Origin of the sequence: Xanthomonas vesicatoria ATCC 35937 (assembly GCF_001908725.1) — a bacterium.
Classification (GTDB): domain Bacteria; phylum Pseudomonadota; class Gammaproteobacteria; order Xanthomonadales; family Xanthomonadaceae; genus Xanthomonas; species Xanthomonas vesicatoria.
Genome location: NZ_CP018725.1, coordinates 3,068,602 through 3,086,803, shown reverse-complemented (window position 1 = coordinate 3,086,803; position 18,202 = coordinate 3,068,602). Strand labels below are relative to the sequence as shown.

Below are 18,202 nucleotides of genomic sequence, written 5' to 3'. Positions count from 1 at the left end.
GCGGCACCTGGTTCGAATGACGGTCCTAACCTTCACGCTGCTGCGGTAAGCTGCACGCCAACCCTGCTAAGGAGAGCAAGGATGCGGATCTGCTTCGCGATGGCACTGCTGATCGTTGCCATGGTTGCACACGCAAAGAGCCGAAGCTGGATTCAAGGCGCGCTCACGAGATCGCCACGCTTTGGCAAGACTTCAGTGTCAACGATGACATCGTCAAGGAAGACTACGTAGGCTTCCTGCAGGTGGTCGATCTGGATCAGGACGGTGTCGATGAGATCGTCTATCTCGGCTCGTCGTATTGCTCCGGGTCCACAGCCGACTGCCCGAATGGCATTACCGTTCCCAGCAAACTGATTCCCAGAAAGACACAAACGCTCGGCGCTCCCATGGACGATTGGGAAACCAGGGCGCGCAAGACCGGCTATACGCCGGATGCGAATGAGCAGATTCCAGGCGAAGTGATAAGCCTTAGCCTCCAAGGCAAGCGCGTCGAGGTCGTCTTCGTCGTGCAGAAGCAGTCGCCCATCTGCAAACGGGAACAGCGCAATGCAGATGGATCCGAGCACTGCCCGGCACCAGGGCGCTACACTTGGGCCTATAGCTGGAAGCGCGGCACGTTAACGCGTGTCGCACAGGGCGAGCGTTATGAACGCAACACATCGATGGCCAACTTCCCGGCCCCTCTGCTGGGAACCTGGGTCACCGCCGGTAGCGCGTGTGGCGATCCGGATGCGGCCGACCCCGAGTACGCCATCCACATTGAGGCGAACACGATGACCGGCAAAGGCGAGGCGCTGTGGCCCGCGGCGGTCTCCTTGCTGGCGCGCACGCCCTGGACTTGGCGGGTGATCACGACATCGGCGAAGGCGCCCCACACGGAAGTACCTGCCGTCTTCACGCTGAGCGAGATGGAGTCGCGCCTGATCATTGCCGAGCAGGCACGGGTCAGGACGTTTGATCGTTGCCGCTAAGGCAGCTATAGGTACAGACGCGTCGCCATCTCTAGCTCATTCTTGAAGCCTGCTGCTCAGGCTGTCTCGGAGCCTTGTGGTCTAAAGGTGAATGGATTTAAAGCGGGTTGTCCTGCTCGAATGCGTGCTGTGGAAGCTCACGTGCGCACCACGGACAGAAGCGTGCAAACACCGGTTGTGCATTGATCGACCAACACGGGTCGCCCCGGAACAGCTCGAATGAAAAACGCACCTCCGGCTCGAGACCTGTAACCGCATCAAACATGTGGATGCAGCAATATCTCCCCAGACGTTCGCGCTGCGCCACGCGCGCGGGAGACTGCATATCTAACCAAGTGGTGTGCCATACCTGGCAAAGCGTGCAGGCCTCCAGATGCACCATCGCTTCATAGCTCGCGTGGTCCGGGAAATACTCCGGTTCGGCTTCGATCATCCCCTCAAGAACCAGCCGCAGCACCGCGTCGTCGTCGGGCCGGTTATGCAGCTCCTGGATCTGACGCCGCGCCATCGCGCACGTGCTATCGGTGGTCATGCGTGTCCAGTTGGCAAGGTCGTGTGCAGGGTAATCGAACACTCACGGCGAGTCTGGTGTTACCGGTTGTCATGCAATCCAAAGCTACCGAGCCATCATCGGCGATGCCTCGGTCTTGGCTGTCGCACCCGCCGATGCTGCGCTCCAGGCGCATCGCAGCGCTGGTCGGCCAACGTCCACACCCGCATCGCACGCTCCTCCATGCGTGGGGGTTCATGAGCCCGTCGCGTAGGCAGTTTGCGCTAGTCATATGGCAGGTCGCCGGCGTGTTGCCACACTGCGGCGCAGATCGGCCGGATTGCTGTCAACTACATCGTCATCTTGAGCACGAGCACACCATATACAACGCACGCCCTCGTTAGGCCAAACTAATCTTCTACCTGTGGAGTGATCACGATGCACAAGGCCTGGTTCCTGATCCTGTTAGCTGTCTCGGGCGCGCACGCCGCGCCGAGCGATGACGACGCGGCGGTGTGCCGCAACGGCATGTTTACCAGCAGCCCCTCCGCGTTTTCACTCGCCAAGGTTGTGGTGCCACGTCTGTACCTGCTTAACGACAGCGATGGTTGTCCCCACAAGGGCGAGGCGGAATGCCGGCAACGCAGCTACGTGCTAAAGGGCGATGTGGTGGTGCTGGCCCAGCGCCGTAACGACTATGCCTGCGCGTTCTACCCCAACAAGGTGGGCGGCAGTGCCGGGTGGGTCGCCGAGCGCAGCCTGCAGCCGGTCGTCAGCCCTGCCATACCTCCCACACTTGCGTGGGACGGCAACTGGCATGACGGCGACAACACCCTGCAGTTGACCGCTAATGGCGACGGAAGCATCACCGTCAATGGCGATGCTTATTGGCCCAGCGCCAACCCTAGTCCCGAACAGGTCCCTGGCGGGCCGCACATCGGTGCGGTCACCGCACGCAGCATGCCGGACGGCAACCGCCTGGACATCAGCGAAGACGACTGCACGGTGCGCCTGCACTTGCTGGGCGACCTGTTGATCGTGGCGGACAACCTGCAATGCGGCGGCGCGAACGTGAGTTTTGGTGGGGTGTATCGAAGGAAGCGCTAGGAGCGTGCCTGTCGGGCGCACTCCTGCAGAGAAGACACCTGGAACTGGACAACTGATGTGTCGCATCGGTGATCAACAAGCAGACCGATCACGTGGCCGCATCGCGGAGGAAGTCGGGCGCGCTATCCCCCATTCGACCTATCGGAAAGTTTTCAGACGCGATCACATTCAATGGATGCGTAAGATGAGAGCACATGGATAGAGAGTACCCAGCTTGGACAACATTCCAGATCGTAGCGATGTGAGGATATGAGCATTCAAACAAGAACCAGTAATGCGTTTGCGGTCCGCTCTTTCCTGTCGCTTATTGGTGGCGTGGCCTTGTTTCAAACCGGAAATGCGCTGGGCAGGGGCTCGTCCTATCAGATCAACTGGTATTTCATTACCCTTTGTGCTGTCTATGCATTAGTTCCGATCGCCATTCTGCGGGTCATTCAGCGTCGCCCCACTTTTTCCAGGCTTCTGTATTCGATAATTCTTAGCGTGCTGGCGCTGTTGGCAGTTGTGGGAGGAATCGCTTTTTCCCTGATTCCCCTTCCAGGTCTCTAATTCGAAAACGTCGTCGTCGCTCACTGGTCGCTTGCAGACCAGGCGTGGCAGACCGGCGATCTGCCACGCCTGCGCTTACATCGCCTTCTTGATCTCTTCCGCCTTCGCCAGGTGCTGCTCGACGTGCGTCTTGGTCTCGGTCAGATGCTGCTTGACCGGCTCGGTCGACGCCACCGTCATCATCTGCGTCTCGATCAGCTGCAGCGCATCCTTGTGCCCGGCGATCATTGCGTCGATGTAGGCCGCAGCGTAGTCCTTGCCGGACTTCTGCCCCAGCGTGGACAGGTCCTGCTCGCCCTTGCTCTCCAGCTTCTTGACGTCCGGTGTTTCGGCCAGCGTCCCCAGCACCTTGGTCTTTTCCAGGTTCTCGGTGTGCTCTTTCTCCATCATCTTCGCGTACTCCAGCACCGCGCCGGTGACCTTCTTGTCCTGCGCCTGCTTCGCTGCGGCGATCTCGTGGTTGTTCACCGCCCCGAGCAGGCCCAGGGCGATGTCGTCTCCGGAACTCGCGCGCGCCGCGCCTTCCGGCGCCGGGCTGGCTTGACCGACAGGCGGTGTGGTCGGGGTCGCCGCGCCACCGGTCGGCGTCGGCTCGGTGGACGCGGCAGGCGCTGCGGCCTCCTTGTCGGCATCCGGCTTGCAGCCAGCGAGCGCCAGCGCCGCGACGATGGACAGGACCAACAGTGACTGTTTCATGCTTCACTCCCTCTCGATTGGAGACGGCAGCATCGCCCTCCCCAGGTGAAGAGGGCTCATACACGGACACTGAGTGAATCAGACGCAAGCATGGGCTGCGGGGCGAAGACACAAACGACTGCACCGCACCGCACGCGGCGGCCTGCGCTTGCGCGCAGGCGTAGAACTGGACGTGGGTCAGCGCGCCTGCGGCATGCGTGGCCTGTAGCGACGCTTTCCTGCTGAAAGACGGCCCGGTTTGCCGCAGACTACTGCACCACATTTGGAGTGATTGCCATGCTTAAGGCCTGGATGCTTGCCCTGTTGGGCATTTCGCCATTGGTCCACGCCGCGCCTGCCGAGGACGATGCCACCTGCCGCAACGGATTGTTCACCAGCGCGCCGGTGGCGTTCTCACTCGGCAAGGTCATCCCGCCGCGCCTGTACCTGCTCAAGGACACCGATGGCTGCCCGGACACGGGCGGGGCCGCATGCCAGGGGCGCGCCTACGTGGTCAGGAACGATATCGTCCTGACGGCGCAGCGCCGCAAGGCGTATGTCTGTGTGCTCTATCCCAACAAGGGAGGCGGCACTGCCGGTTGGGTCGCACAGTCCAGCCTGCAGGTGCAACCAAGCGCGGCCACGCCCACACCGCAGGCGTGGAACGGCCACTGGCACGACGGCGACAACACCCTGCAGTTGACCACCAATGGCGACGGCAGCATCACCGTCAATGGCGATGCTTATTGGCCCAGCGCCGATCCCAGCCCGGAACAGGCGCCGGGCGGCCCGCACATAGGTTCGGTCACCGCGCGCGGCTACCCAGAAGGCAACCGCGTCGAGGTCAACGAGGACACATGCAAGGTACGCCTGCAATTGCTGGGCGACATGCTGCTGGCCGACGACAACCTGGAATGCGGCGGATTGAACGTGTCCTTCGGTGGGGTGTACCGAAAGAAGTAATCGCAAGCCTAGCCACCTGTGCGTCGCACTCTCGCAGAGGACGGCGCACACGTGGTTGCGCACCCTCCAACCAATGGCACATCCCAACGCAGCCCCACGCGTCCCCAGCCAACGGAAGCAGGCACGCCATCAACCACCGCGCGGCGTGAAAGTCGATGCGAGGTGGCGCAGTGCGGTTTTCCGGTGACCTGCAAGCGCCAGAACGGATGCGGCTCGACCTTGCAATCGAGCCAATGCACCGCAGCAGCAGGACGCGCCAGATCACCTGGCCGGCGGTGGCGCACCCCGTGGACCGGCGTCACCTATCATTGTCGATCGCTGCTCTGAAGGAATTGCTTGAGACGTCCCGCCCCACGACCGCTGCGCGCACTTCTGTTCTTCCCCGTGGCGTTGCTTGCCGCTTGCAGCACGACCAACACCGCCAACACGCCGCTGCCGCCAACGGCAGACACTACCGGCAACGCAAATTACTGCATCGGGCGGCTTGCCGTGACGTCCAATGTGCCCCTGCATTTTCTGGGAAGTTCCGCGCAGTTTTACTGGGGCGACATCGACAGCTACCGCGAAGACGCAGCCAGCTATGCGCAACGGCTGCTGGCCGCGCAAGCACCGGCCAGCGATGGCCGGGTGCGCCAACTGATCAAGCCCGTGGAAACGCTGGCGCAGGACGATGGGAGGGTCATCGTCGTACACGAGGAAGACGCGTTGCCGCTCGACCCGAATGTGGTGCAGGTCAGCGGCTTCATTCACCGCGATGGCACGACCTTTCGTTTCCAGAAGACGGCCATCAGCCGCCTGCAGGACATCACCGAACGGCGCACCAAGGATATCCTGGCCTCGATTACCAGCAGTGCAACACCGTTCCCGTCAGCGGCGCAATCCCAGCAGGGCTTTTGCGTCATGCACGGCGCTGTCAATCTGGCCCCGGGGGAAGACTGGCACGAAGCTTCCAGGGTCGAGGGAGAATTCACCCTGCAGGAAACGCGCTACCGTTTCAGCCTGCGTTCGCGCTACCTGCGCTCGCTGTCGTTGAACACGCAGGAAGTGGCAAACCAGCGCGATCTGCTGCTGGCACTGGCGGGTGCCGTCCCGAACTCCAGCCTCGCGCCGATCGGTGAACTGCCAGTCGCCGCCAGCAAGCCATCGCAAGCCAGTGCCCGCCTGCTTGAGATGACGACAGCCGATGGCAAGTGCCAGGTCTATGAGTGGCACACGCCGGCCGTTGGTACAGCGCCTGGTCCGCCGGCAACGTTCCTGTATGTCTGGCCAGCGTCCGGGCAGGCGTCAGCGCAGGACCAAGCCAATTTCAGGCGCTGGGTTGTGGCCCATCCACAGCAGACGACACCGCTGTTGCAGATACAACAACTAGCCGGCAGCGTAGTACAGCAGCAAGCGACGCCAGCAGTAGAAGAGAGCAGGCTGGTGTACCGGATGCAGCTGCATTACCACGGCGACCAGGCTGCCGGCGGGCGCCATTATGTAATCTACAAGGATGGCCAGAAGGTCGATGATGGACGCAGCGACGCCCACGGCTTTACCAAGGCGCACAACGCGGATTACGACCAGATATGGACAACCGAGGTGCTCAATAAATGAGTACTTCCCTCAGCTCAGTGTGCCGTTTTTTCAACGAAGCAAGTCGGAGAAGATTGAAAGACACGCACGCTATATATCTGCCCTGTGCGGTTGATGAAGACAAGCGCCTGGCCGAGACGCTCCGCTTTTGAGGGCACGAGCGCTCAAGCAGCAATATGCGGAGCTAAAGCGCACGCTGGTTACCAGCCTGTTGGAATCCGCTACGCTCAATCCCAATACGTGGACACGAGACAGGCAATGAAGCTGACAGCCGCGCAAATCCTTTCGACGCCTGGCCAAATCGAAGGGAACATCAGTAAGCACCTCGATGTCATTCGCCTGGCTGCGAGCAAGGGTGCCGATGTGCTGGTCTTTCCCGAGCTGTCCCTCACCGGTTACGAACCCGGATTGGCGCAGGCCCTGGCGGTGCAGCCGGCTGATCAGCGCTTTGATCAATTTCAGCTGGCAAGTGACCGGTACGGCATGCTCATCGCCGTTGGCGCGCCCACGAAGGGGGCAAAGGGCACCGAAATCAGCATGCTCTGCTTCCAACCGGGGCTGAAGCGCACAAGCTACTCCAAACAGCAGTTACACCCCGACGAGTTCCCGTTCTTCACCGCCGGTAGCGAGCAGCCTGTTCTCAGACACGCAGATCAGCTGCTGGCGCCTGCCATTTGCTACGAGTCACTGCAGGCAAGCCATGCGGAACAAGCTGCAGCGTCAGGTGCTGGCGTGTACCTGGCAAGCGTGGCCAAATCCGAGAGAGGCGTGACATCGGCCTACAGCCATTATCCGACGATTGCAAAAACGCATTCCATGACTGTCTTGATGGCGAATTGTGTAGGCCCCGCCGACACCTTCATAGGAGCCGGTCGGTCTGCCATCTGGAGCAGTGACGGTGACCTCGTTTGCAGCGCTGACGCTTTCCAGGAGGCGTTGGTGTCCTACGACACGGGGACTGGAGAAGCGAACGTCTTCAGATTGGTTTGAGGTCCGGCCAAGATCAATGAGAGGCGGCTCTATCTGTGCGGTGACATTCGGCCGTCTCAGACGCCTGCTACGGCGGTAGGCGTGTAAGGTCATCCGCGGAGGCGGGTTCGGCGTGAACGTATTTTCAGGAAGCAACGACCTGGGGATATAAGCCCTTCGCGCTGTTGAGCGCATCAGCCAACGTCCTACCTCGGACAGTAGCCTGCCGATATCCCGCTCGGGATTGGCGTAGAAATAATGGCAGAAGGCGGGCATAACCATTTATAGCGCATGTGAGAGCGAACTCGATAAGACGTGGGGAACAGGGCTTGCATGCTCTGTTGCGCACCTTACGTGCGACATTAGGACAAACCCATGCGACTGCAGTTCTGCTTGCTTGCGTTGGCGATGGCATTTGCGCCACACGCGCTTGCCAAAGGGCCTTCCACAGCGTTGTCTGATGCCAACATCAAGACGCTGCTGATTCAACAATCGATCGATGCATATCCCGGCAACTGCCCCTGCCCGTACAACGCGGCACGCAATGGCAGCAGCTGCGGCGGTAGAAGCGCATATAGCCGTGGCGGTGGCTACGCTCCGTTGTGCTACCCAAAGGACGTGACCAAGGCAATGGTTACCGACTACCGAGCTGGAGCGCGGTGAAGCCGATGGCCCAATCTGGCCGCATCACTCGGGCCAGACGGCCCTCACGTCATTGGTCTTCTGCGGCCACGCATAGACCATCAAGTCGTTACGAGGAAACATCCATGAAAAAGGCAGAGATCGTTTTGGCGATCGTGGTAGCACTCGCCTCCGCTTCAGTGTGCGCGCAGACCCGTGTCAATGGTTATCACCGCGCTGACGGCACTTATGTGCAACCTCACTATCGCAGCGAGGCCAACAGCACAACGCTCGACAATTATTCGACACGTGGGAATATGAATCCATACACCGGAAAACTTGGAACTGTCGATCCGTATAAAGAACAGAACACGTATCGCCAGCCAGCACCACAGCAAACCTACGAGCCATCCAGGGCTGACGCCGTCAACCCTTATGGATCCGGTTACTGATGCATCGAACCCTGCCTCGGCAGGGTTTTATCTGCATCGATGTTTGCGGGTCGTAGCGCATCGGCATGCGTGTACAACACAGAGAGCATGCATCCTGATGCCTCATCCGGCAGACAACGCACCCGGGCGCATCACTGCATAGCGGCCCGGCACTAAGTGAACCTGAGCCACCCCTGATAACTCGGACACCTGAAAGCGAGGACAATCCTCGCAGGGAGGTGTTCGATGCAGAAGCGGCAGCGGTTTACAGCGGAGTTCAAGCGGGAAGCAGTGCGGTTGCTCAAGGCGGGAGATCGGCCAGCGGCCATGATCGCGCGGGGGTTAGCCATCCCGCGCAACCGGCTCTACAAGTGGGCCACGGATCTCGATGCGAAGGGCGCTGGCGCCTTTGGCGGCAGTGGCCGGCCCAAGGCCAACCCGGATGAACTGGCCAAGCTGCAGCGCGAGAACGAGCGGCTGCGCCAAGAGAACGAGATCCTAAAAAAAGCGGCGGCGTACTTTGCGCGGGAGCTACCGTGAAGTACGCCTGGATCCGAGATCAGCGGGGTTACCGGGTGCGTTGGCTCTGCCATGCGTTGGGCGTGTCGCCCAGCGGCTATTACGCGTGGTGCGCTCGCCGTCCGGGGCCACGCGCACAGGAGAATGCCCGGCTATTGCAGCGGATCGAGCAGTTGCACGCACAAACCCGCCAGGCGTATGGCAGCGAGCGCCTGTGGCGCGCGTTGCGTCAGCAAGGTGAGACATGCGGCCGGCATCGGGTGCGGCGCCTGCGGCAGGCACATGCGATCCGCACCAAACGGCGACAACGCTATCTGCGCACGCGCAGCACATACCAGCGTGCGGCGGTAGCGCCTAACCGGCTGGCATGGCCGTTCGTCAGTCCGGGGCCAGATCGGGTGTGGGTGGCGGACATCACCTTCATCCCGACCCGGATGGGCTGGTTGTACCTGGCGGCAGTTCTAGACATGCACAGCCGGCAGATCGCGGGCTGGGCGATGGGCCAGCGGGCCGATCAGGCGTTGGCCAGCGCTGCGCTGGCCATGGCGTTGCACCGCGACGGCCAGCGCAGGGCGCAATCCACCATAGTGACCAGGGCACGCAATACACCAGCGGTGCATATCAGCGGCAGTTGCAAGAAGCTGGGCTGGTCGCAAGCATGAGCCGCAAGGGCATGCCTTACGACAATGCGGTGATGGAGAGCTTCTTCAGTTCGCTCAAACAGGAACTGACGCACCACGAGCGCTTCGCCAGTCTCGACGAAGCGCGCGGGAAAGTGTTCGAGTACATCGAAGTGTTCTACAACCGGCAGCGGTTGCACAGTGCGCTGGGCTATCGCTCGCCGGCCGAGTTCGAGAAGATGGCTGTTGTTCCCTAATTAACCTGTCCGAGAAATCGGGGGTGGCTCAGATCGACTTTAATTGAACCTGACCCAGTTATTGGCGCGCCACAACTAAAGGTAGGCCGCCGAGGGCAACGAGAACAGCACAAAGGGTAGGTGCATCACGAAATGCGTATGCCCCGAGAAAGCAAACCGGCATTGCAATCGCACATAGCCACAGCATTGGGTTGAGAGCACTCCTAACTCGGAGCCTCTTGGTGGCTGAACCAGCGAACTCACTGATTCTTGAGACTACATCCATGGCCAAAGATCTCTCCTGTTGGGCCAATGCGTGAGTAAGGCGCACCTGGAAGCGGCGTCGGCTTGAACGAATTATTGGGCTGCGCCAGCAGAGCTAAATTGGCTGGTCGCTAACCTGACTGATGTGGTATCGCTTAATCTTCTGTTGCAAAGGACTTACAAGCGCGGTACCCCTCATGTATAGCTTGGCTTCCCTACCTAAGTTGTTCTCATGCAGTGACCAAGTGACCAGAGATCGCGCTCTTTCTGTCAAATCTGGAGAAAGCAGGAATGATATAACCCGGCGTTCCGAAAGGTCGTAAAGTCTGCCCCAGCTACTGATAGTGTTGTAACGCGTTACGTGACCTATAATTGGATCTGGAACTCCAACTTCTTGGGGCTGCAGAGTCTGGCCCGTTGCATTTGTGAAAGTGACTAACTCCTCGCCTCTCGGCCGCGTCACAGTCAGTGTCATCTCTGGGGTTCGCATCAGGGGACGATGAACATCCGTCAGCGCACTCTCCAGCATGGCTGGTAGCTCGCCAATCGTTGGTTCAATACGAGCCTGAAGTGCGCGACTTTGCGGCTCATCTAGTATGCGTCCAACAGCTTCATTGAAAGTGTGCTTGATGAAGTCATAGAAAACGCCAGAAGCAACTGTAACGCCGAAAAATATTACAGCCTCGTATACAAAACTGCCGCGCTGCGGTGAACGAATATAGAGCTCTGCATTGTGAGCAGCCTCGGCTCTAGTACGAACTTCTCCATTAGCAAACGCGTGCACGGCAATGGCCAGTGAGCGTGCAATCCCCTCTAGGGATTTTGCTCCGTCATAGAGGTTCAACTGTCCGTCATCAGCATCTCCATGCTTGTATACGAATTTAATTCTGAGTTCTGACATTGGTTACCCCCTGGTTCGTGGCGCTGCTTTTCAGCACAACGCCTTAATTTATCCGACCTGCGAAGCGGGCTCGGCTTGAATGAATTACTTGGAAACGCCCCAAATTCAGGTGGTTAGCACTGATAGCGGTCACGAATATGATCGTTGTAGTAACGGCCCTTTGAGCCCGCATCGCGAAGCCGCTGAAACACGTGCGAGGGCACACCGCAGAAGTCGTATGTGTGGCCCTGCACGAATTGAATTTTCATACGCATGGTAGCCGAGTCGTAGCCAATGGCGCTGATGGCTGAAGAGGTGACGCGAATCATATCCATCGGTTTTCCTAGCGTTTGAATTAAGTCGCACCACATCGCGGCTTCTACTTGCATCAATTGTCAGCGCTAAGCTTCGTCAACTTGCGATGGCGAGCCAGCAGCATGCGGAGTATCAGAAGTGCCGGGAACGCAAGGACGGCGACTCGCAGCTGAAGCGTCGGCGTGACACCCTCTTTCGGCCAGAAGGAAAGCCAAATCGCGAGTGCCGCGAGGCAGCACAGTGTCAGCATCAGCAATCGCTTGGCAGCACGTACGGAAAACGGCATTGCCAGCGCAGGAGTGGCCATCACCAGAAATCCGATGCCACTGATCAACGCGCCCGTCTGTCCCTCACGTACCTGGCCTGCTGCAACCAGCGCCACCAGCAAAGCGCCTGTCGCTGCGAGCATGACGCCGGCAAGGCCGGCGAGCAGCTTCAGGAGTTTTTGATAGCGCATTCTTCGCGTCCTAGTTCTTGCATCACGCTGCACTTCCGAGTGGCGTTGGCTTGAGGCCTGCTAGGACTTGTGACGCCGATAATGGTTGTTGGTACTTGTGCTGCGGTAGCTGCCACCCTTGTGCGAGGCCCCGTGGCCTGCGCTGTAGTGACCGCCGTGACTGGTGGTGTGGTGCGTGCCGGCGGCCCTGACGCGCGCCTGCGCTGTTGGGGTAAACAAACCGAGTGCGACCACACTCAGTGCCACGATGCTCCATGCCTTGCTCAACATTGTTTCTTCCCCCTGAAGAAATGTGTGGCTTTGCGGCTGCATTACATACTGCGTGACTTGATCCTCGCCGAGTTTTTGGGTTGCGTCAATGCGCTTGCGCGATTGATTGCTGGCTTTACCGGGTTTGCCCTCATCCGCCCTTCGGGCACCTTCTCCCGCGTGCGGGAGAAGGGATTGGTGTGTTGGGTTATTGGCTGTTTTTTGCGGTTGCCGGCTTGGCTGGGGTGGGTAGAGCGAGATTATTGTTGAGGTCGGTAATCTCTGGGACGTTGCTTTCGGTCACCACACGCAGGTGCGCGTTTTTTAGATTTGCCGCGTTGGTTAGCGGCAGGCGTACCTGCGTGGTGATTGGCTGCAGATTGCGTGGCGCGGCAAGTGCCGGAAACTCCGCCCGCGCCAACTCCTTCCCACGCGCATCCTCCAGCAGCACAAACCCGGCCGGTGCATCGGCGTGGCCGAGGCTGTGCACGGTCACCTCGATGGCGTCTGCGGTCACGCGTACATCGCCATGGCCGATGCCCAGGTCCGGGCGTAGTTCGACCGGGGTGGTGGCTGCGATGCGTTCGAGCTGCAGGACGGTGGTGCGGCCTGCGGGGAAGTCGATGTCGATGGAAGCGCTTTTTTCGAAAGCGAACTCTTGCGTCTTGCCTTCGCTGTCGAGCTTGCCGTCGTTGCCTTTGCTCACGCCCTGGGTGATGCGCCATTGGCCTGGGGCGACGTTCCAGCCGGTCATGCTGGCGCGCTGGTTTTTATTCGATGTGTTGTAGGCGATGACGGTGAAGCGGTCTTGCCGGGGTGCGGGGATGGCGATGGCCACTTGGGTGGCGGCCTCCGGATCATTGAAGCGCCAGCTCACGGTGTGACCAGGGTAGGTCTGGTTGCGCTTGAGCGCCACACCGCCTAAGCGTGCGCGTTGCAGGTTGACCGTGGGGGATTCCACGCGGTCGCTCCACCAGTGGCCTTCGGTGTTCATGTAGAAGTTCTGAAGTTTCTCTCTTGCCTCGCTGCGGTAAATGGCGGCGAGATAATCCAGATTGCCGGTTTGCTCCCAGGCCACATGGTGCGGGAAGTCCGGGGCGCTGCCGTCGTCCTTGTTGGCGGCATCGATTAACTTGCCGCTCCAGTCGCTGCGCTTGCCCATGACATCGAGGAAGTTTTCGTTGAGCAGCGATAAACCATTCGGGCCGCTGTTGGCGACGCGGTAGTCGATGGGCTTGAGATAGCGATCTTCGCCGGTGAAGCGGTAGGCGGCCCAGAAGGTGTGCAAGGTGTCGGCGCCGCCGCTGCCTTCGAACAGCTCGCCGCCGCGGGTTTTGCCGGTTTGCCAGTTGATCTCGTTGGGCAGCGCCCAGTTGCCCTTGGCGTTGGTATAGGCGTGGGCGAGATAGCCGTCTGCCAGGCCGGTGACGATGCGGCGGCTGTTGGGGTCGGCGTTATAGCCGCCCAGCAGGATGGCCGGGTGCACGATGGGGAAGGAGTAGGGTTTTTGCCATTGCCAGTTGGGCTCGCGGTAGACCTTGCGGCCGCCGAACCAGTTGCTGGCAAACAGCAGGTGGCCTTGCGGGTTGACCTGGATGATGGTGTCGAAACCTTTGACGGTTTCCATCAGGCGCTCGACGGTGCGTGGGTCGCCCCAGTTGAGATACAGCAGGGCGCTGTTGAGGTTGATGCCCTCCTCGTAGGAATGCAGCTCGTCGGTTTCGATGGTGGACAGGCCGTTGGTGAACATGCCGTTGCGGTAGTTGGCATCGGACAGCGCGAGCATGGAAGCGTTGAGCATGTCCGGGTCCACGCCCATGAGGGCGACGCCGGGCCATTGCTGCACCAGGTCCGAGTCGTCGGAGATGCCGCCGCCGAAATCGCCGTAGGCCACCTGGCGCTGCTCGATCCACCAGCGGATGTAGCGGCGGGTGGCGCTGAGGTCTTGCAGCTGCCAGAACGCCCAGGCGGGCACGCCCTTGGGCACGCTGGGCATCTCGACAGGCAACGCGCCCTGGTTGGCGTAGCTGATGTCGTTCCAGTATTCGCGGCCGAGGGCGTTGTCCGGGTCGACGCGCAGCAGGTCGGTGATGTCCGCATCCAGGCGCTTGTAGAGCAGCTGGCGCTTGGAGGTGGTGTGTTCTTCCACCAGAAAGCCCCAGTTGTCCTTGACCTGGTTGAAGCGGTCGGCAACGTGCTCTTTGATGGCCTCGTTGCGCGGTTTGAACACCAGTTGCAGTTGGGTGCCATCGAGCGCGTCGGCATCGAAGCCGGGCGCGGCGGCGGCGATGCTGAGCATCAGGCTGTCGTTGCTGAGGATTCTGTCGCGCAGGTCCAGCCACAGCGTGCGGGCCTGGCCGGGAGCGACGGCGACCGAGACGTCGATCATGTCGCGCGCGGGCCAGATGGGGTCCTTGATGCGGATGTTGAGCGGGATGCTGCCGTTGTGGGTGGCCGGCAGGTTGAGCGCCGGCAGGGTGATGGCGATGCCATCCAGGCCGTCGTGCATGTTCTCCCAGCCGTAGGACCAGCTGCGCATCAGCGCCTGGTCCGGCGGCGGGTTGCCCAGGCTGGAGGGCACCAGGATGTGCACGATGGGCTGCTGCGCGCTTGCTGCGGTCTTGTCGCTGGGGCGCTTGCGTGCGGGCGCCTTGGTGGGCAGCGCGATCACGGTCTGGCGCTCGCCCGGCGGGTAACGGCCGGCGATGACATCGCGCAGTGGAGCGAGATTGTCGTAGTCGGGCTGGATGTCGCTGCGCACGGTGTAGCTGAGTTGCGCGCTGCCTTTGGGCACCTCGCCCGGTTGCACGTTGTAGGCCCAGATTTCCTGGATGGGGGTTTCCTGCGCGGTGTTGGCAAAGCGCAGCGTGCCGCCACGGCGCTCGGGGAACTGGTCCACGCTGCGCACCACGCCCTGGCTGCGCGCGAACAGTGGTTGCGCCTGCGCGCTGCTTGCACCGGCGGCAGCGGGGGCGGCGTAGCTGGCCTGGCCGTAGGCGGCGCCACGCAGCTCGATGCGGTTGACCGGCTCGTCGGGCAGGGTGAGGTCCAGCGCCTTGCCGCCTTCGACATAGGTGTTCCAGTCCGGCAGCTGGAAGTAGTCATCGCGCCCGGGCAGGCGCGAGCGGTTGTAGACGCCGGGCCAGGTGGTTTCGGCGATGCCGTCGGTGGCCTTCCACATCCATTGCTTGAGGTCGCGCGCGTCGGTGAATTCCACCTTGCGGATGCGGGTGACCGGTGCGGTAAGTGCGGGCGGTGCGTGGCCGTTGTCCCAGCCGTAGCGGTGCAGGAAGGCGGCGTGTTGCGCGTCGCCGGTGGATGCTTCGGCGCTTGTGGGTTCCTGCAGGCGGGCGAGCGCGCTGGCGCCTGCGGCATCGAGCATGCGGTCGTAGATGCGGATCTCGTCGAAGTCGCTGCCGCGCAGGAAGTTGTAGCGGCTTTGCACCTGGTGCGGCGACATCACGCGGCCGGCCAAGCCGAACTGGTCGAGCGCAGCGTCGAAGTCGAGCGCGCCGCCGTTGGCGCAGGGCGCACCGCAGTCCACGCGTGCGGCTTCCTTGCCATCGACATACAGGCGCACGCCGCGGGTTTCGTCCCAGGCAAAGGCGATATGGGTCCAGTCGCTGGCAGCCGGGGCTTTGTCGAGCTTGAACGAGACGCGGGTGCGCGCGAGGTTGGCGTCGGTGACGAAGGCATCGAAGCCGTGGCCGTTCCAGTCGATGCGCAGCCAGGCCATGTCCCAGCTGGTGTGGTCGGCGTAGCCGACGCGGAAGATCACGAACGGTGCTTCGCCGACCGGGTAACGCGCGCGCCAGAAGAAGCTCAGCGTGCCGCGCTGGGTGTAGAGGTTGCCGGGCGCATTCCACGACAGCACGCCGTCGTCGGCCCATTCGATGGCGTTGCCGCGTTTGCCGGTGGGCACCAGCGTGATCTTGTCGCGGAAGTTGGGCACGCCGTCGCCGCGGGCGACATCGGCCTGCAGGTCGCGGTCGGCCGAGACCCGGAACAACAGCTCCGGCGCGGTGGTGGTAGCCGCGTTTACCGGCAGCGCGATCAGACACAACAAACCCATCCAAACCTTCAGCACACGCACCTCGTCCGTTTCAAAACCACTTTCTCAAAACCACTGCCGCACCGCATGGGCGACAGACGCTGCACCATGCCAACGCAACGCGGCACGCGGCGCATGTCGGCGTACGAGCAAGCGGGCCGGGACGTACGAGAGTACATGCCGTGCCTGCGTGCTGCGCGCGCCAGCATGCGCCGCGTGCGATGGTGCGATGGCCGCGTCCACTACAGCCCGTTTGCGGCCTTCCACTTGGGAATCTCGTCCTTCAACAACTTGTCCGGCCAGGTGCCGTGCCAGACGTAGCCGACGCGGCGTTCGTTGGGCACCTGCATGTAGTCGGTCAAGGCCTTGCCGTCGCGGTTGGCATACAAGGGGCGTTGATTCTGCAGGTCGTAGAAGCGTGCCCATAGCGACGCGCCCGGCTGCGCAACCAGGATCACGTCCTTGCCGGTTTCCTGGGTGGGGTCGTCGATCTTCTTGGTGGCCAGGTCGCGCATGCGATGGGTGTCGAACCAGACAGCTGCCGCTTGTACTGCGGTCTTGATCTTGGCCGAGGGGTTGGGCTGGCGCATCAAGAACCGCACGATGCTGACCGATTCGCCCGACGCCAGCGAGGCGATCTCGTACGCGCGCGCCTTGGCCGGCTTGAGCGTGACCTCGTCGTATTGCGCGCCCCAGATGGTGAGCGTGCCGCCGATCTTGACCTGGGTGGCGAGCACGCATTCCAAACCCTTGGCCACGGCCTGGGTGGACTTGGCGCCGTGGCTGCCACGCAGCTGTGCGCCGGTGTCGCCCTTGCCCTCGCCGATGTCCTGCAGCAGGTTGAGCACACGCACCATAGCGTCGTCGTTGTAGGTGATCTGGTGATGGTAGGACGACAGGTCCGGGTAGAACTGCCGCCAACCCCCGTTGGCGTATTGCGCCTTGAGCAGGTAGTCCACGCCGCGGCGTGCGGCGGCGATGTACTTGGCGTTCTTTTCGTTCTTGAAGGCAGTGGTCAGGTACGTGATTTCGTACGTGGTCGCCTTGTTGTCGATGGTGGCGTCGTCCTTGCGGCCGGGCTGCTGCAGCTCGGCGATTTCCGCAGCGGTGAAGGTGCGCGTGTAATCGACGGCCACGCCCTTGTACTGCTTGGACCAACCGCCGGAGGCGGTCTGCAGCAGCAGCATGTTGTCGGCGATCTTGTCGGCCATGGCCGACAGCGGTGCCAACAGCAACGCGCCGGTGAAGGCGAAGGTGGAGAACTTGATCATCAGAACGGCCTCCAGCTGCCGAGGATGGTGTTGCGGTCCAGCGCAGCGGCCTGCGCGGCGCTGAGCTGACGCGACCACTTGACGCGGCGCGACGGGTTGGCGCCGGCGCCGCTGCTCTGGTATTCGCTGTAGCGGGCGGTGGCCTCGTTGGCGGTGTTGCCCCAGTTGTTCCAGCCCTCGGGCACGATGTGCGCACCAAGCTGGCTGCTGATGAAGCTCACGCTGGCGTACGGGCGCCATGGCCGGCCCAGGAACACCCGCGACACACCGCTGGCGGCGGTGACGCGCGCATTGCGGAACACAAAGCCGCGTGCGGCTTCCTGCGGGGTGGAGGCGGCGGTAAGATAGCCATCGCCCAGCGAATGCAGCTGCACGTTCTCGAACAAGGCAGTGCCGGCGCCGAACACGAAATCCACGGTGCCTTCCACGTAGCAATCCAGGAAGTACGACAGCTTGGCGCCGCGCAGGTACAACGTGTCCTGGTAGCCGAGAAAGCGCACGTTGCGGAACGCGGCGCGGTCGCCATCCACGCGCACCGCCACCGCCTGCCCGACCGGACCGGCGTGATTGCCGAAGGTGAGTTTTTCCGCAGTGAAGTCGTTGCCGGCGATGATGACGCTGGACGAGCCGGAGGTGCCGTATTCGGTGCCGGTGGCCGGATTGATGCGCGAGGCGTAGTTGTCGTAGGTGATGATGGTCTGGGTGGGGCCGGCGCCGGTGAGCTTGAGCGCCGGTGCGTTGGCCGGCACCACGATCAGCTCCTGATAGGTGCCGGCGCCGATGTTGATCTGCGCGCGTTTGCCGCCCTGTACCGCAGCGTCGATAGCCGCCTGCACGGTGCGGTAGCCGGCGCTGCCCTGCTTGGCCACGGTGTACACCGGGTCGGCGGCGAAAGCCACTCCGCTGCCGAGCGATAGCCCGGCCAGGAGTGCGGTGGCGGCGAGGGTGCGTAACACGATCCTGCGATGCAGTTGCATGCGTTGCTCCTG

The 18,202-nt window shown here is 61.8% G+C and carries 19 protein-coding genes; 10 read left to right on the top strand and 9 right to left on the bottom strand.

Features of this window, described 5'->3' with window-relative positions:
• Positions 1–242 precede the first annotated feature (242 nt).
• Complete coding sequence (locus tag BJD12_RS13310; RefSeq protein ID WP_042828041.1) at positions 243–971, top strand: hypothetical protein; 729 nt, start codon at positions 243–245, stop codon at positions 969–971.
• A gap of 97 nt (positions 972–1,068) precedes the next feature.
• On the opposite strand, the gene BJD12_RS13305 is transcribed toward BJD12_RS13310, so the two are convergent.
• Positions 1,069–1,503 carry a hypothetical protein gene (locus BJD12_RS13305; protein ID WP_005992783.1) on the bottom strand — a complete coding sequence of 145 codons (435 nt, stop codon included), beginning with the start codon at positions 1,501–1,503 and terminating at the stop codon, positions 1,069–1,071.
• A 396-nt stretch (positions 1,504–1,899) separates the two neighbouring features.
• Between BJD12_RS13305 and BJD12_RS13300 the strand changes: the two genes are divergently transcribed.
• A complete protein-coding gene (locus BJD12_RS13300) occupies positions 1,900–2,568 on the top strand; it encodes a hypothetical protein (protein WP_005996520.1) in 669 nt (222 codons plus the stop codon).
• A gap of 249 nt (positions 2,569–2,817) precedes the next feature.
• Positions 2,818–3,117 (top strand): hypothetical protein, encoded by a 300-nt coding sequence (locus BJD12_RS13295; protein ID WP_005996518.1) that lies wholly within the window; start codon positions 2,818–2,820, stop codon positions 3,115–3,117.
• A gap of 75 nt (positions 3,118–3,192) precedes the next feature.
• On the opposite strand, the gene BJD12_RS13290 is transcribed toward BJD12_RS13295, so the two are convergent.
• Positions 3,193–3,813 carry a DUF4142 domain-containing protein gene (locus BJD12_RS13290; protein WP_005996516.1) on the bottom strand — a complete coding sequence of 207 codons (621 nt, stop codon included), beginning with the start codon at positions 3,811–3,813 and terminating at the stop codon, positions 3,193–3,195.
• A 276-nt stretch (positions 3,814–4,089) separates the two neighbouring features.
• Between BJD12_RS13290 and BJD12_RS13285 the strand changes: the two genes are divergently transcribed.
• The 7 genes from BJD12_RS13285 (at position 4,090) to BJD12_RS24605 (ending at position 9,747) form a co-directional block, all read left to right on the top strand.
• Positions 4,090–4,755 carry a hypothetical protein gene (locus tag BJD12_RS13285; protein WP_005996514.1) on the top strand — a complete coding sequence of 222 codons (666 nt, stop codon included), beginning with the start codon at positions 4,090–4,092 and terminating at the stop codon, positions 4,753–4,755.
• 627 nt (positions 4,756–5,382) lie between these two features.
• Positions 5,383–6,351 carry a hypothetical protein gene (locus BJD12_RS13280; RefSeq protein WP_155616251.1) on the top strand — a complete coding sequence of 323 codons (969 nt, stop codon included), beginning with the start codon at positions 5,383–5,385 and terminating at the stop codon, positions 6,349–6,351.
• 237 nt (positions 6,352–6,588) lie between these two features.
• Entirely contained in the window at positions 6,589–7,320 is a 732-nt protein-coding gene (locus tag BJD12_RS13275; RefSeq protein WP_005996509.1) for a carbon-nitrogen hydrolase family protein, read from the top strand.
• 746 nt (positions 7,321–8,066) lie between these two features.
• Positions 8,067–8,372 (top strand): hypothetical protein, encoded by a 306-nt coding sequence (locus BJD12_RS23845; protein WP_201765710.1) that lies wholly within the window; start codon positions 8,067–8,069, stop codon positions 8,370–8,372.
• A 225-nt stretch (positions 8,373–8,597) separates the two neighbouring features.
• The gene (locus BJD12_RS13265; protein WP_005997377.1) at positions 8,598–8,891 is read left to right on the top strand and encodes a transposase; all 294 of its coding nucleotides are present in this window, start codon (positions 8,598–8,600) and stop codon (positions 8,889–8,891) included.
• Positions 8,888–9,532: an IS3 family transposase gene (locus BJD12_RS23840; RefSeq protein WP_081375331.1), complete on the top strand. Its 645-nt coding sequence runs from the start codon at positions 8,888–8,890 to the stop codon at positions 9,530–9,532. Before BJD12_RS13265 ends, BJD12_RS23840 begins: the two co-directional genes overlap by 4 nt.
• Entirely contained in the window at positions 9,529–9,747 is a 219-nt protein-coding gene (locus BJD12_RS24605; RefSeq protein ID WP_164738610.1) for an IS3 family transposase, read from the top strand. Before BJD12_RS23840 ends, BJD12_RS24605 begins: the two co-directional genes overlap by 4 nt.
• Before the next feature lie 358 nt (positions 9,748–10,105).
• Here the strand turns inward: BJD12_RS24605 and BJD12_RS24280 are convergent, their stop codons facing one another.
• From BJD12_RS24280 to BJD12_RS13230, 7 genes are all read right to left on the bottom strand, one after another.
• Positions 10,106–10,891, bottom strand: a complete 786-nt coding sequence (locus tag BJD12_RS24280) for a DUF7946 domain-containing protein (RefSeq protein ID WP_126936585.1) — start codon at positions 10,889–10,891, stop codon at positions 10,106–10,108.
• Between the two features lie 113 nt (positions 10,892–11,004).
• Positions 11,005–11,205: a KTSC domain-containing protein gene (locus BJD12_RS13255; protein WP_050812903.1), complete on the bottom strand. Its 201-nt coding sequence runs from the start codon at positions 11,203–11,205 to the stop codon at positions 11,005–11,007.
• Between the two features lie 53 nt (positions 11,206–11,258).
• On the bottom strand, positions 11,259–11,642 hold the full coding sequence (locus BJD12_RS24970; RefSeq protein ID WP_005996294.1) for a hypothetical protein: 384 nt from the start codon (positions 11,640–11,642) through the stop codon (positions 11,259–11,261).
• 60 nt (positions 11,643–11,702) lie between these two features.
• Positions 11,703–11,912: a hypothetical protein gene (locus tag BJD12_RS13245; protein ID WP_039421942.1), complete on the bottom strand. Its 210-nt coding sequence runs from the start codon at positions 11,910–11,912 to the stop codon at positions 11,703–11,705.
• Positions 11,913–12,099: 187 nt separating this feature from the next.
• Positions 12,100–15,963 carry a LamG-like jellyroll fold domain-containing protein gene (locus BJD12_RS13240; protein ID WP_005996292.1) on the bottom strand — a complete coding sequence of 1,288 codons (3,864 nt, stop codon included), beginning with the start codon at positions 15,961–15,963 and terminating at the stop codon, positions 12,100–12,102.
• 221 nt (positions 15,964–16,184) lie between these two features.
• The gene (gene pelA, locus BJD12_RS13235; RefSeq protein ID WP_005996291.1) at positions 16,185–17,213 is read right to left on the bottom strand and encodes a pectate lyase; all 1,029 of its coding nucleotides are present in this window, start codon (positions 17,211–17,213) and stop codon (positions 16,185–16,187) included.
• Positions 17,213–18,190, bottom strand: coding sequence for a pectinesterase family protein (locus tag BJD12_RS13230; protein ID WP_005996289.1), 978 nt, complete (start codon positions 18,188–18,190; stop codon positions 17,213–17,215). The genes pelA and BJD12_RS13230 overlap by 1 nt, the downstream gene beginning before the upstream one ends.
• Positions 18,191–18,202: the final 12 nt, after the last annotated feature.